Origin of the sequence: Algoriphagus sp. PAP.12 (assembly GCF_026652115.1) — a bacterium.
GTDB lineage: Bacteria > Bacteroidota > Bacteroidia > Cytophagales > Cyclobacteriaceae > Algoriphagus.
In genome coordinates, this window is sequence record NZ_JAPPSQ010000017.1 from 1 (window position 1) to 15,228 (window position 15,228).

A 15,228-nucleotide genomic window follows, 5' to 3' on the forward strand; every position below is an offset into this window, starting at 1 on the left:
AAGAACCAACTGCCAAAACCTTATTTATCTGCATCTAACCAAATATATTTTTATCAAACTGCGGATTTTTTAAAGAATATTCTAAAAACTTTTGAAGAGTATTTGGTTTCCAAATAAATTACTTCTACTTTTGCACCGTCAATAAGACGCAGAACATTTTTCTGAGCCGTGAAATCCTTTACTGTCGCTTGTCGTGGGATAACACTAGGAGTACATGGCAAGAAAAGTAAGGAAACATCATGGAAAACAACACAAAATTCTCAGACCTGGGGATTTCAGCAGAAATCTTACAGGCCGTGGAAGAGATGGGCTTTACCCAACCTTCCCCTATTCAAGAACAAGCAATTCCTTTCGTACTAGAAGGTAGAGATGTCATCGGACAGGCTCAGACCGGTACTGGAAAAACAGCAGCTTTTGCTATTCCAATCATTGAACTGGTTGATCCAGACTTCAACAGACCACAGGCTATTATCCTTTGCCCTACTCGTGAACTTGCTGTTCAGGTAGAAGGTGAAATCCAGAAATTGGCCAAATTCCACAGAAAAATCAATTCTGTAGCGATCTACGGTGGTGAGTCTATCGATAAGCAGATCCGCGTTTTGAGAAAAGGCGTTCAGATTGTAGTAGGTACTCCTGGTCGTGTGCAAGATCACATCAACAGAGGTACGTTGAAATTGGAAGATGCCGGAATCATCGTATTGGATGAGGCTGATGAAATGCTTGACATGGGCTTCAGAGATGATATCGAAGCCATCTTGCAGGAAATGCCTGAAGAAAGACAAACTGTATTCTTCTCAGCTACCATGGCCAAGCCCATCATGGACTTGACCAGAAAATACCAAAATGATCCTCATATCATCAAGGTTGCCAAGAAGGAATTGACAGTAGATAGAATCGAGCAGGTATTTTATGAAGTGAAGCCTTCCTTGAAAATGGAATTGATGGCTCGCTTGATGACTGTAAATAATTATGCCCTTTCTGTAGTTTTCTGTAACACCAAGAGAATGACAGATGAGGCTACTGAAGCGTTGGGTTCTAGAGGAATCGTTGCTGAGGCACTTCACGGTGATCTATCTCAGGCTCAAAGAGATAAAGTAATGAACAAATTCCGTAAAGGACTTTGTACTGTCCTAGTAGCTACTGACGTGGCTGCAAGAGGTATCGACGTGGATAATGTGGAAGCAGTATTCAACTTTGATTTGCCTTTGGACGAAGAATACTACGTACACAGAATCGGTAGAACAGGTCGTGCGGGCAAATCCGGAACTGCGATCAACTTTGTGACTGGCAGAAGAGATTTCATGAAAATCAGAGATCTTGAAAGATACACCAAAGCTACCATCACCAAAATGGCTCCTCCTTCAGTTTCTGAACTGATCGACTTGAAAAAAGCACAATTGGTGAAAGATGTGAACAGACAATTGAGCAAAGAAGATGATAATCAGATCTTTGAAGACACCATTAGCCAAATGTTGGCTGAAGGAATGAGCTTAGAGCAGATTGCATTGGGATTGCTTAAAATGAATATGGGTGAGGCAGTGAAAGAAATGAGAGATCAGGACTTCGGATTGCCATCATTCAACGAAAGAAGAAGAGAAAGAGACGGAGGTCGTGGTGACAGAGATGGAGGCCGTGGAGACCGTGGCGGAAGATTCGACCGAGGCGGAAGATCTGAAAGAGGTGGAAGATTTGAGAGAGGCGACAGACGTGATGGCGGAAGAGGTGATAGAGATGGAGGTAGAAGATCTGAAAGAGGTCGTGATGCCAACATGGCTCGCCTATTCTTGAACCTAGGTAAAAAAGACAGAATCCGTCCAAATGATATCGTAGGAGCTATCGCTGGTGAAGCTGGAATCTCCGGAAGAAGCATCGGAGGTATCGATATCTATGACAACTTCTCATTTGTGGATGTGCCTAAAGGTGATGCAGATCAAGTCATCAAGGCTATGAAAAACAACACTATCAAAGGGAAGCCAGTCAATTTAGAACATTCAAAAGGTTAAGGTTTTAGTTTATAGGTTAATTTGGTTATTAAAGGCGCACTTCCACAGGGAGTGTGCTTTTTTTTGTGTCTTATTCTATAGATGATTTTAATGTAGGCGCCAAATTGATTCTTAGAGACATGGATCAGGACAATTCGAAAATGTTCGTATCTCCACGAACATTTTTAATAAAACTAGATTTTATAACCTATTGAGATGGATTGTTTAATTCCCCCTACTCAGACTTTAAGATTACCGCCGGATTGGCTTTGATTACTTTCCAGGTTTGAGATGCTACGGTACCGAAAATCAATCCAAACAAGATCAATAAGGAAAAACCTATCGGAACAATCCCCACCCCGGAATGAAAGGCAAAGAAGCTATCCAGGAAAGAGGAAATCAGGAAACTGGAGACGACAGTTCCGATCACAGCCGCTACTCCCCAAATAATCACATATCGTTTGAGTAGCTTTTTGGACAGGTCACCCACATTGGCTCCAAAGACCTTCCTGATGCAATAATCCTTGATATGGGCAGCCATATTCAGAGAAACCAAGCCAAATAACCCCAATAAAGCAAGGACAACAGAAAGTGTTGCTGAAAACAAAATAAGCTTAGTAATCCCATTTACATCTGCGATTTCTCTTTCAAAGACCTCTGTTTGCAATTTCCCCTCGAAAAGTCCTCGAGGGACAGTTTCATGCCATATTTTTTTGACGGCTTCCATGGAGCCCTCTGCAGATCCAGGATTCATTTTCAAAGTCAAAAAATTAAATGTGGTATCCGGAGAGGCACGGATTACCATAGGTTCAATGCCATTACTAAAGAAGGTCGTGTGAAAATCATCCACCACTCCGACAACATGATAATCTGCACTGTCTATGGTAACCTCCCCTTCGTATGGAAAATCCAGACCTAGCCGGTCCAAAAATGTCTGGTTGACCAAAATGGATTCCTGAGTATCTGTTATTAAATCAGAATTAAACATTCTCCCCTCTCTTAATTCTAAATCCATCATTTCTGGATAATTAGCCTCCGCAGTCAGGAAATCGACCTCATACTTTTCATCTCTCAGAAACACCTCTTTGTCACGGATCCAATTCCCTACATAATCTTGACTCCCGCTGATTTCCATCACAGTAGACAATGCTGAAAGCTTATTTTTCAATGGAAAATAATCCTTGGATTCCGGAACGTTCACAATAATCTTATCCGCGGAACTATATCCCCAATCCCTTTGTGAATTGATATAATTTGTCTGTACAAACGCAATTCCTGCCACCATACTGATGATCGCCAAGGTAAACTGGAAGGCCAGCAAAACACTGGTAAATACACTTTTACTTCCAATTTTCTGATTTCCCTTCAGAATACTGATGGGTTTAAATGAGGACAAGTAAGTGGCCGGATACAATCCTGAAATCAAGGTGATTGCCAGAAGCATTCCTCCAAGGAATATCCAGATGTTTTTGTCCCTGAATAAATCAATTTGAAGATTTTTAGAAGCTATTTCATTGAATCCCGGAAGGAAAATAAATCCAGCCATCAGACAACCCAGAAATATGGCAAAAAAGCAGATCAGCAGGTTTTCACTTAAAAATTGGAAAATCAATTGTTCTCTTTTACTCCCGATCACCTTCCTCACACCGATCTCTTTTAGTCTTTTGGAAGCCATCAAAACTGAGAGATTGATATAATTGAATACTGCCAAAAGCAGGATAAACAATCCAATCGTACCCAATAGGATTTGAGGTCCGATTCCCAAGAAATCCCTCACCCCTCTCTGGATTTTGCCCACATTATAAATGATATCAGGATAGGCAATCAAACTCATTTTTACGTAAGGCTTATCGGGATTTATTTGATTTTGCATTAGGGTAAAAGAAGCCATTTCTGACTCAATTCGAGCCATATCAGCCTCTTCTTCCACCTGAATAAAGGTCCACAATTCCCTACTCCAAGCATCCTTCAAAGGGATATCAGGCTTGATACCCGGATGCGATTCCACATTGACTAGCAGGTCAAAGGTAAACATGACCATATCCTTCAAATCCGCCATTACTCCCCCAACCTTATAAAGTCTTTCTTCTCCATTCACTACAAGAGCCAGTTCCTGCCCAATCGGATGCTTGTCTCCAAAAAGCTTTTCGGACAGCTGCTTGGTTAAAATCACCTGATCGGTCTCTTCCAAGGCTCCGGGATATCCAAAATCCATCCGATATTCAAACATCTCCATGTAAGACGGGTCCACGAAAAGAGAGCGCTGATAAAAACTTTCATTATTATGGATCAGCAATGGAAATTCAAGTAAAACCTGAGTTTGATTTTTCACCTGATTCAGATTTTCGGGTATCAGCTCAGCTATAGGTTCGGCTACTGTCCCATATGTTATGGGTCCATCCGCTTCTTCTGCGGTATAAACCAACTGATAGATTTCATCCTTATAGGGTTGATTCAAGCCTTTGAACCAGATATTGGCTATGAATAAATAGGCCACAATGCAGCAACCCACAGCACATGAGAGCCCAAAAACTGAAATAAAGGTGGTGCCTTTTTGCTTGAGGATATTTCTCCAACCGATTTTAAAATAACTTCTTACCATAGCTCCCTGATTTGATTTCTGATTGATGAATTTACTTAAGCTTATGTTCCTCCATTTGAAAAAACTGAACACATGGAAAATGTATCTCCATCGGGCATAAGCCAGACCTTTCTCTTCCAAATCCATGTAGAAAATCTCGTAGGCATCGCCTTGGATCTGCTCCAAAAGCTCTGGCAAGCAGTAAAACTCCAAAAACCGATCTGCTAGCTTGGGGGGATAATAGGTTCGATTCTTATCCATGGGAAAAATCTAAAGCCAATGGAGGCAACTGATCATAAAGTCGATTCCTAACTTCTTTTACTTCGTTGATTGCAGCTCTTCCACTTGCTGAAAGACTGAACAAGCGTTTTCTTCTCCCTCCTCTTTCTTCGGTAGCTCCTCCCATTGCAGAAGTTAAGAGCCCCTTTTCTTCCAAGCGATTCAAAACTGTGTGAATAGCGCTAATATTTACTTTTCTGCCGGTTTGACCTTTGATTTCTTCCACAACCGAAACTCCATATGCCTCTTGATTTAGAATCCCCACAATCAATAAGACCAATTCCTCCAACTCCCCTAGATGATAGCCTTTCATACCTAGATTATTATATTTACAAATATGAATCTAATGTATTTAATTCATATTTGTAAATTAAATACGAATTTCTTTTGTCTGGATAAAACCTACACCATCAGATTCGCGCATCCAATCCCACTTAATTATTTAGAAATTGATTTAAGGAGTGTTTTCTACAAGAATAAACTTTAATTTTGGACCTTCATGCAGCTCTTTTTTCAACAACATATCAGTCCTCCAACGATCATTTTGGAGCCCGAGGAATCCAAACATTTGACTCGAGTACTTCGCAAGCGGGAGGGCGACACCATTCATATCACTGATGGGGAAGGCAATCTGTATGAATGCAAACTGACGGATGCAAATCCAAAGAAGTCCATTCTTCAGGTGCTTTCAAGTGAGCAAGTGCCGGCAGATGATTTTTATATCCACTTAGCCATTGCTCCCACCAAAAGTCCGGATCGGATGGAATGGATGATAGAGAAAATCACAGAAATCGGTTTTCATGAATTGACTTTGCTTTCGACAATGAATTCTGAAAGGAGCTTTTTGAAGACCGAAAGGTTGCAAAAGAAGATGATCTCAGCTTGCAAGCAAAGCTTAAAGTATCATACTCCAAAAATCAATCAAACTCTTGATTTTAAATCATTTATAACAAATTCTGAATTTGATGATTTTGAGAAGTTCATCGCCTATGTAGATGAAAACCATGCTCATCATTTGATGGACTTAGCAAAGCCGAAAAGAAAATATGTGATTCTGATTGGCCCTGAAGGAGATTTTGATCCCAAAGAAATCCAGGAAGCAATGGATCAAAACTTCCAGGCTGTTTCTCTAGGAAAAAGCCGATTGAGAACTGAAACAGCCGGATTGGCTGCTATCCAGATGCTTCAAATACTGAATCGATAATTTTTTCGTTGAAAACCAAAAGACCTCAAGTTTTACTTTAGGAGAAAGCTATATTTTCATTAATTTAGAGTAATAAAGAAAATCCAGTGCCGTACAAAGAGAGAGAAATAGAGAAGAAATATTATTCCATTGGGGAAGTAGCTCAGCAGTTTAAAGTTGCACCTTCATTGATTAGATATTGGGAGGGAGAATTTGACATCATTCGGCCGAAAAAGGATAAAAAAGGAAATCGTCGCTACACCAAAGACGACATCCAAAAGATTAAATATATTTTTCACCTGGTCAAAGAAAAAGGTTACACCTTGGAGGGCGCCAGAGAGGTCATTGCTCAAGGAAAAGAGCAGGGATTCAATAAAGTCGAGGCGGTTCAAAAACTCCAGGAGATCAAAGACTTTTTAATCAATTTGAGGGATGAGTTCAAATCCAAATCCCAGTCATGAGTCCTTTAGATACTTTTTAGCTTTAGCATTAGCGCCCAAAGTAAGTCCAGGTATCTTCAAAGCTATCCTAGCCTACGCTGGTTCAGCGGAAAGTTTCTTTCATATAAGCAAAGGGGAAGTCTTTAAAACGCCCCGGATCGGCTACCGTTTACTTGAAATCCTAAATTCAAAAGATTTTTTACTTCGAAAGGCCGATGAGCTGATTCAATTCTCCGAAAAGAAGGAATTTAGAATTCTGACATTATTTGAATCAGACTTCCCTCAAAGACTCAAATCCCTGGAAGATGGACCCATCCTGCTATTTGCAAAAGGAAATGCTGATTTCAACCCTAAAAGAACCATCGGAGTGGTTGGAACGAGAAGTGCCACATCCTACGGAAAGGCTGTCACAAAAAAACTGATTGCGGATTCTACCATATATCAACCAAGCATTATTTCAGGATTGGCATACGGAATAGATATCCAGGCCCATCGGGAAAGCTTGGCTGCAAACCTTCCCACCATTGGAGTCCTGGGTTCTCCCATCGATCAAATCTATCCGGCAATCCACGGAGAAACTGTTGAACAAATGATGGAAAACGGGGCCATCCTCAGTGAATATGCTCCGGGATCTAAAATAGTTCCCGGCAATTTCCCAGTCCGAAACAGAATAATTGCAGGCCTTTCTGATGCCTTGGTAGTGGTAGAATCGGCAGCAAGAGGCAGGGGACTTATCACAGCCGAGATTGCCTATAGCTATGATAAAGAAGTCTTTGCCGTACCTGGAAACTTGCATTCTCCATACAGTGAAGGTTGTAATCATCTCATCCGAAAAATGAAAGCCGGTATCTATACCAGAATCGATGATATTGCCGAGGCACTTTACTGGGACAATAAGGAGAAAAAAAACGATAAGAATCCTCAGCTGGATTTATCTCAAAGAGATGAAGAAGAGAGGCTTATTTTTAATCTCCTATTGGAAAAAAAGGAAATGAAAATTGATCAAATTTCCATTCAAACTGAAATCCCAATAGGGCTTCTTTCTTCCAAACTCCTGGAGATGGAGTTCGAAGGAATCATTCAATCTCTACCGGGAAAGAAGTATCGATTGTTGGTTTGAATTTGAATTCAGTCCTTGCTTTAACCCCTTCGAATAAAAATCAAAAATCCTTCCTCCTTCCTTTCTTTAATTCACCGAGACGATTGATGGCATTCTGATTATCAGGATACAATTCCAAAGACTTTTCAAAGCTAGCAATGGCCTGCTCTTGTTCACCCATATAGTAATACCCCTCCCCTAAACTATCAAAAAGATTGGCTGATTGGGGAAATAGCTGAGTTCCCAATAAAAACAAGTTGATTCCTTGTAGGGATGTTTTTGGATTGAAAACCAGCTGCAAAGCCAATTGATTTAAACTTGCTTCCGGGATCTTGAAATCAGGGTGTTCCTTTACCACAGACTCATACAACCTAACTAACCCTTCATATTGCTGTTCGGAAGCCAAATCGTTGAAATCCTGAAAAGTGAAAGCCCTTTCCTCTGCCACTTTGGATTTGAAGCTGATCAAATTTTCTGAAATCCCATGTTCAATTGGATTAATGGAAAGGAATTCTGTTGCAGTTCTATCCTTTTGTAAGGTTGAACTCAAGAAATTCAATACATATTTGGAAACGAGCCGATAGGATTCCATGATCTCCAAATCACTTTTATCCTGCCTCACATCCCTATTCTCAAAGAGGACACCAAGTGTACTAAAGTAGCTATGCGATAGATTGTGCATCTTGAGTTGATAGGCTTCACTCCTAGTCAAGCTATCATACAATTGAAAAATGGTATTTAATTGTGGGTCAATTTCATCTTCCTTCAAGACTTGATCAGGGATGTTTTTTTGGGCAAAATGGATGTAGGGAACATCTAATTTATCTGGACTAAAAAAAGGGGATTTATCAAGCAATTGATATTGATACCTCTCCGTTCCATCCAAACTTACAACAGCCTTAACTCGATCATTTCGATTTTGGACAACGATATTGGCAAGTCCCGCGAAGCTAAAACCCATCAAAGCGGTTTTATCCAAATCTGCATTTGGAATTTTATTCGCCTCATTTAGTAAAAACTCCACATCTCTTGCTTGAGTTTCTATTTCCATGGGTAAGTTCCCAGTAAACCAGCGAGTCTCGGTCCCCCGGCTAGGACTAGAGATCACCACAAATCCATGACTGGCCAAATATTCAAAAAGCGCAAAATTTTCAATGGAAGATGCCTGAAAACTTGAGGCATAAATAATTAGTGGAAACGTTCCTTTTCTGAAAGGAGCATGCGCAAAAGCCGATGTGATCTGTTCAAGGTGGTCCTGATTTTCAGTAGTATTGGAATAATAAAACCAATTCAGTATCTGATCATCGGGTAAGTGCTCCCATTCTTCTTCTTGGGATAGGACCCTCATATAATCCAATACATTCAAAGCTTCAGATCTATCCACTGATTCAGCTGGATACCAAATACTTATAGGAATAATTCTTGCAATTTTCTGAGTAGAAAAGTCGTAGAATTTGCTGTAAGTTCTACTGCTATCAACAATCGTATAGTGCTTAAAACCTACTGGATAAAGTCCTTTTTGGAGGCCGAGTTCTTGCAAGGAAGTTTGGGAATGAACCCAAAAAATATTTCCAAAAATCAGGATTAATAGTCCTGACACTTTCAATTTCACCATTCTTTCCACAGTTAATCGCTTACAATTTCTAAAAAAGCTCTTCTACTTTTTAAGATGAACGGTTTAGCTAAAAGGTTGCGTCAGGAAAGAAAATCCAAGGGATAATCCCATTTCCCTGCCGCTAAGCCTTCTTTAATCTTCTGATCAATTTTGGATAATACCACAGGTAAAAACCACTGAATGCCAAGAAAAGCAAGCCCAATGCGGTCAAAGTGGAATAGGTTAACTTTGCTCCTTCCTCTCCTGTCCAATAAAAATCGATAATGCTACCATCATGAACTTTCTCTATCCAATCAGAATGACGCGTAGATACAGATAAAACTTCCCCAGAAAAGCCATCCACCTGCACTTCGGTAAAATGAGTTTTGAAAGTCACTTTAGCGATCCCTTTATCAGGTCGGATATCCAATCGATCTACTTGCGGATCCTCACCTATTTTCTTCATCTCCTCTTCCCCTATTTTGACCATCTCAGATGGCAAAATCCAGGTTCCATTTTCCACTTGGGTTTTCTGAGTAGGCGGCAATAGCTCGACTTTCTTCTTCCATGCCAACAAAATAGAGGTCACTCCCACTACCAAAAAGAAAATAATTAAAGGAACCCCAATCCATTTATGAAGGGTCCTGTATATGCGCAGGGCTTTTACTTTTGGTTGAACTGATTTACTCATAAAGGGGATTGGAAAACGTAATTAGCCAATTTTACAGCCTCTTTGAGCTCTGATTTATTCAAGTCCAATTGATATCCCTGAGACTCTAATGTATCAATCATGATCTCGGTATCCATATTCCCAACCAGCTCATCTTTGGCCATGGGACATCCACCAAAACCTTTCAAAGCACCATCAAATCTTTTACATCCACCCTCCAAAGCTGCTTTTACTTTATCGGAAATACTCTCTGGTCTGCTATGCAAATGCGCTCCAAACTCTATCTCTGGGAAAGTGTCCACCTGCACTTGAAATAATTCTTTAATCAACTTATTATCAGCAACTCCAACCGTATCACTTAAAGAAATAATTTTAACTTCTAGATCATCCAATTTTTTAACAAACTCCGCTATCAATTCGGGGGAATAAGGATCTCCATACGGATTCCCAAAGCCCATACTCAGGTAAACTACTATTTCTTTCCCCTTGGTTTGACAAAGGTTCTGGATAGTCTCCACAGTCTCCAAAGCCTGAGCAATACTGGCATTGGTATTTCTTTGTTGAAAAGTCTCCGAAACAGAAAGAGGGAAGCCCAAATAATCAATTTCAGGAAAATGAAAAGCATCCTCCGCTCCTCTCAAATTGGCAACGATAGCTAGGAGTTTAGATTTTGATTTATGCAGATCCAGCAAGCTTAATACTTCCTCGGTATCACGCATTTGAGGAATGGCCTTTGGGCTGACAAAGCTTCCAAAATCAACCGTATCAAAACCGATCTCCAACAATTGATTGATATAGGCAGCTTTGATTGCCGTGTCAATAAAATCAGGAAGCCCCTGCATGGCATCTCGGGGACATTCGACTAGTTTAATCATACCCGAAGGTAAAGAGAACTTAGAAAAAAGAGGAACCGCTAGGATAATTTGAAGCGAACAGGGAACCTAAAAAATGACTCTACCACTTCCCCATCTTCCAATGCCGGAGTAAATCGATCCGGATACTTTTCGATTAACATGATTGCCTCCTTTTCAAGAGATGGATGGCATTCACCTTTATTTATTACTTGGGGATCTTTCACATTTCCCTCTTTATCCACCAAACAAATGACAATGACAGTTCCCACTGCTCTTGCGGATCTAGCGGCCTGTGGATAGGATAGATTCTTAATCATGTAATTAGTCCAGCCTTCATGACCGCCACTAGGAGTTGCTTCTCTACTTTCTAGGTAGGAAATACTTTGCCCCTCTTTATCAAAATAAGCCTCATTTACGAGCTGACCATCCTGATAAAATTTCTGGCTTTTGACATCACCACTTTCATAATATCTGATTTTTTCGATTTCTCTTTTGTGCTTATCCTCTGAATAGACAAATTCGGTTTTACCGGATTCAAATAATTCTCTTATCCGAAGGCCTTTCACATTTCCTAGACTATCAAAAAGCGTGGTTGACTCTGAAACTTTAACCGAATCCTTTCCAAACCGCTCAATTTTTACAGCCTGCCCGAACTCCCTGATTAGCTCAAAATAGGTGAAATCAGCCTGAGTTGTATCTTCAACCTCTAAATCGTACCGATCAATAAAACGAACATATTGAGCTTTACAAAAATCATGTGTAAATAAAAAAGCAATAAGCAATAAAACAGTTCTCATTCCAATCTGTTAAAATTCTTCGACTAAGATATCATTTAAAAAAAAGAAGGCTCAATACTTTTTAAAGAATTGAGCCTATTAATTATCGGTATTGAGTTTAAAACACCTCTTTTGCTATTGCATAGGTGGCACTTGCCTTACTCATGGTATAGAAATGAAGGGAAGGCACATTGGCTTTAATCAGCTCTTTGCATTGCTGAATCGCCCATTCGATACCCACTTCTTTTACCTCTGCATTGGTCTTGCACTTTTCAAGCTCATCCATCAATGGATCCGGAAGATCCAGGAAGAATGTCCTTGGAAGCATGGTGATTTGATTGACTGTGGTAATCGGTTTGATTCCCGGAATAATTGGCACATCGATACCCGCTTCTCTTACCTTATCTACAAATTCAAAATACTTCTGATTGTCAAAAAACATCTGAGTGACAATGTATTCGGCACCTTTATCGACTTTTTCCTTCAAGTATTTCAAGTCAAACTTCATGCTCGGTGCTTCAAAATGCTTCTCGGGATATCCTGCTACACCCACACAAAAATCTGTATGGAAACTTGTTTCAGTTTCCTCATGAAGGTATTTCCCATTGTTCATTCCTACAATCTGTTCCACCAATTCACTGGCATAATGATGTCCATCCAACTCAGGAACGAACTTTCCTTCTGTTTTTGGAGCATCTCCTCTCAACGCCAACACATTGTCTACACCGATGAAATTGAGGTCAATCAGTGCATTTTCAGTTTCCTCCTTATTGAATCCTCCACACAGCAAATGAGGCACTGCATCAATATGAAATTTATTCATAATTGCTGCGCAAATACCAACAGTTCCAGGACGTTTTTTGGTAGATATTTTCTCCAAAAGTCCATTCGGATGCTTCTTATAAATAAACTCCTCTCTGTGATAAGTCACATCTACAAAGGGAGGTTTGAATTCCATCAAAGGCTCTATCCCTTCCAAAAGGTCTTTCAAACTTTGGCCCTTCAAAGGCGGAAGGATCTCGAACGAAAACAGGGTTTTGTCTGCGTTGGATAGATGTTCGGTTATTTTCATGAGTTTTCTACTTCTTTCGATTTATTAGGTTGATAGGCTAGATTAGGGGAAAGCAAACGCTCGGCTTTCTCTAATGTGATTCCTTTTCTTTCAGCATAGCTGGCGACTTGATCTTCAGAGATTTTACCTAAACCAAAATATTTGGAATCAGGATGTCCAAAGAAGAAACCAGAAACGGAACTCGTAGGAATCATGGCGTAACTGGAAGTCAATTTGATACCCGCAGTGTTTTCCATATCCAAAAGCTCAGAAATCATCTCCTTCTCGGAGTGCTCTGGACATGCTGGATATCCTGGAGCAGGTCGAATCCCAGCATACTCTTCACGGATCAAGGAATCATTCTCTAAACTCTCATTTTTGGCATATCCCCAATCCTCTTTCCTTACTTTTTCGTGCAGGTATTCAGCTGCTGCTTCTGCCAGCCGGTCTGCTAATGCCTTGAATAGAATATCATTGTAATCATCTCCAATTTTCTGGAATTCAGCCAACTTAGCCTCCATGTTCAATCCTGCCGTTACCGCAAAACATCCCAAATAATCGGTTTTATCCGGATGTAGGTAATCTGCAAGTGATCTATTGGGCACACCTTTTCCTTTTTTACCTTGCTGGCGCAAAAAGTGAAACTTACCAAGTTCTACATTCGCATCGTTTGGCTCAAAAACCACCGCATCATCTTCTGTTCTTTTGACTGGATAAAGTCCAAAAACAGCTTTTGCCTCCAGCCATTTTTCAGAAATAATATGATCAAGCATGGTATTAGCATCTGCAAACAGCTTTTTCGCTTCATTTCCGACAATTGGATCTTCCAGAATCTTGGGATACTTCCCGCTGAGCATCCATGTTTGGAAAAATGGGGTCCAGTCAATGTATTTTCTCAACGTATCCAAATCCAAGTCCAAGACCTGTCTTCCCAAAACCTCAGGAACAACTGGTTCATATCCCTCCCACTCTATCTCAACTGGATTTCCTTTTGCTTCCAAATAGGAAACCATCTGCTTTACGGCTTGCTTGGACTCATGATCCTCACGAAGCTTTTGATAGGTTTCCTTGATTTGGAGATGATAACTAGCCTTGGTTTCCTCAGAAATAGCCTCTCCAGCGATTGGGACAGACTTACTCGCATCGGTCACATGGACTACTGTTCCAGAATAAACTGGATCAATTTTTACCGCGGTATGAATTCTAGAAGTCGTAGCACCACCGATCAACAAAGGAATCTTCAATCCTTGTCTCTCCATTTCAGAGGCGACATTGACCATCTCATCCAATGAAGGTGTAATCAATCCACTCAAGCCGATGATGTCTACTTTATTTTTGATGGCCTCATCGATGATCACCTGAGCATCCACCATCACGCCCAAATCAATGATTTGGTAAGAATTACAAGCCAAAACCACTCCCACGATATTCTTACCAATATCATGGACGTCTCCTTTGACAGTTGCAAGCAATATTTTCTTCAGATTAGAACCTTCCTGACCTTCTTCGGGCAGTGGCATAAACGGTTCCAAATAGGCAACAGCCTTCTTCATCACCCGAGCAGATTTCACTACCTGAGGAAGGAACATTTTCCCTTCACCAAATAGATCCCCTACCACATTCATTCCATCCATCAACGGACCTTCGATCACCTTCAACGGGTTCTCCAACTCCAATCTAGCCTCTTCAGTGTCCTCCACAATAAAGTCAAGCACCCCCTTCACAAGCGCATGTTCTATTCTTTTGGAGACAGGTTCATTTCTCCACGCTTCACTGACAGCTTCTTTTTTACCAGAACTTTTTACGGTTTCTGCGAAATCAAGCAACCTTTCAGTTGCATCCTCTCTTCTATCAAAAAGCACATCCTCCACACGCTCCAAAAGGTCTTTTGGGATATCATCATATACTTCCAACATAGTCGGATTCACGATACCCATATCCATTCCATGATGGATTGCATGATACAGGAATGCAGCATGCATGGCTTCTCTCACTGGGTTATTTCCCCTGAAAGAGAATGATACATTACTTACACCACCACTGACTTTTGCTCCGGGAAGATTTTCTTTGATCCATTTTGTACACAAGAAAAAGTCCAGAGCATTTCTTCTGTGCTCTTCCATCCCAGTAGCAACAGGGAAGATATTCGGATCAAAAATGATATCCTGAGGATTGAATTTGACCTGATCGACTAATATTCTATAGGATCTTTCGCAGATTTCAACACGACGATCATAGGTATCTGCCTGACCTTTTTCATCGAAAGCCATGACAACTACCGCTGCTCCAAATTTCTTGATGGTTTTGGCTTGAGAGATAAACTCCTCTTCCCCATTCTTTAATGAAATGGAGTTCACAATCCCTTTCCCTTGAATACACTTCAATCCAGCCAAAATGATACTCCATTTGGAGCTATCGACCATTATCGGAATCCGGCTGATTTCAGGCTCTGAAGCAATCAGATTCAAGAAACGAACCATCGCTGCTTCCCCATCAAGCATCCCTTCATCCATGCAAACATCCAGCACCTGGGCACCGCCTCGTACTTGATCCAAGGCGACTTCCAATGCCTCATCGTATTGCCCATTTAGGATCAGTCGGGCGAATTTTTTAGATCCTGTGATATTGGTTCGCTCTCCAATGTTGACAAAATTCAAATTGGGAGTAAACACCAAAGGCTCTAGGCCTGATAATTTCAAATAGTCCATGATTTTCTCCT

12 protein-coding genes are annotated in these 15,228 nt (G+C 40.6%); 4 read left to right on the top strand and 8 right to left on the bottom strand.

Annotated elements, in window-relative coordinates:
• Positions 1-239: 239 nt before the first annotated feature.
• Complete coding sequence (locus O0V13_RS17220) at positions 240-2,003, top strand: DEAD/DEAH box helicase (RefSeq protein ID WP_268036221.1); 1,764 nt, start codon at positions 240-242, stop codon at positions 2,001-2,003.
• 214 nt (positions 2,004-2,217) lie between these two features.
• Here O0V13_RS17220 and O0V13_RS17225 read toward each other — a convergent pair whose 3' ends face one another.
• A complete protein-coding gene (locus tag O0V13_RS17225) occupies positions 2,218-4,824 on the bottom strand; it encodes an FtsX-like permease family protein (RefSeq protein ID WP_268036222.1) in 2,607 nt (868 codons plus the stop codon).
• Entirely contained in the window at positions 4,817-5,155 is a 339-nt protein-coding gene (locus O0V13_RS17230; RefSeq protein WP_073569942.1) for a PadR family transcriptional regulator, read from the bottom strand. Before O0V13_RS17230 ends, O0V13_RS17225 begins: the two co-directional genes overlap by 8 nt.
• Before the next feature lie 186 nt (positions 5,156-5,341).
• Between O0V13_RS17230 and O0V13_RS17235 the strand changes: the two genes are divergently transcribed.
• From O0V13_RS17235 to dprA, 3 genes are all read left to right on the top strand, one after another.
• Positions 5,342-6,046, top strand: a complete 705-nt coding sequence (locus O0V13_RS17235) for a 16S rRNA (uracil(1498)-N(3))-methyltransferase (protein WP_268036223.1) — start codon at positions 5,342-5,344, stop codon at positions 6,044-6,046.
• Positions 6,047-6,132: 86 nt separating this feature from the next.
• A complete protein-coding gene (locus O0V13_RS17240; RefSeq protein WP_268036224.1) occupies positions 6,133-6,486 on the top strand; it encodes a MerR family transcriptional regulator in 354 nt (117 codons plus the stop codon).
• Entirely contained in the window at positions 6,458-7,585 is a 1,128-nt protein-coding gene (gene dprA, locus O0V13_RS17245; protein ID WP_268036225.1) for a DNA-processing protein DprA, read from the top strand. The genes O0V13_RS17240 and dprA overlap by 29 nt, the downstream gene beginning before the upstream one ends.
• 40 nt (positions 7,586-7,625) lie before the next feature.
• On the opposite strand, the gene O0V13_RS17250 is transcribed toward dprA, so the two are convergent.
• The 6 genes from O0V13_RS17250 to metH all read right to left on the bottom strand — a co-directional run bounded on the left by O0V13_RS17250 (position 7,626) and on the right by metH (position 15,217).
• Complete coding sequence (locus O0V13_RS17250; protein ID WP_268036226.1) at positions 7,626-9,179, bottom strand: alpha/beta hydrolase; 1,554 nt, start codon at positions 9,177-9,179, stop codon at positions 7,626-7,628.
• 121 nt (positions 9,180-9,300) lie between these two features.
• Positions 9,301-9,849 (bottom strand): PepSY-associated TM helix domain-containing protein, encoded by a 549-nt coding sequence (locus tag O0V13_RS17255; protein WP_268036227.1) that lies wholly within the window; start codon positions 9,847-9,849, stop codon positions 9,301-9,303.
• Entirely contained in the window at positions 9,846-10,703 is an 858-nt protein-coding gene (locus tag O0V13_RS17260) for a hydroxymethylglutaryl-CoA lyase (protein ID WP_268036228.1), read from the bottom strand. Before O0V13_RS17260 ends, O0V13_RS17255 begins: the two co-directional genes overlap by 4 nt.
• Positions 10,704-10,741: 38 nt before the next feature.
• Positions 10,742-11,479, bottom strand: coding sequence for an energy transducer TonB (locus O0V13_RS17265; RefSeq protein WP_268036229.1), 738 nt, complete (start codon positions 11,477-11,479; stop codon positions 10,742-10,744).
• Positions 11,480-11,576: 97 nt separating this feature from the next.
• Positions 11,577-12,530 (bottom strand): methylenetetrahydrofolate reductase [NAD(P)H], encoded by a 954-nt coding sequence (gene metF, locus O0V13_RS17270; RefSeq protein ID WP_268036230.1) that lies wholly within the window; start codon positions 12,528-12,530, stop codon positions 11,577-11,579.
• Positions 12,527-15,217: a methionine synthase gene (metH, locus tag O0V13_RS17275; RefSeq protein WP_268036231.1), complete on the bottom strand. Its 2,691-nt coding sequence runs from the start codon at positions 15,215-15,217 to the stop codon at positions 12,527-12,529. The genes metF and metH overlap by 4 nt, the downstream gene beginning before the upstream one ends.
• Positions 15,218-15,228: the final 11 nt, after the last annotated feature.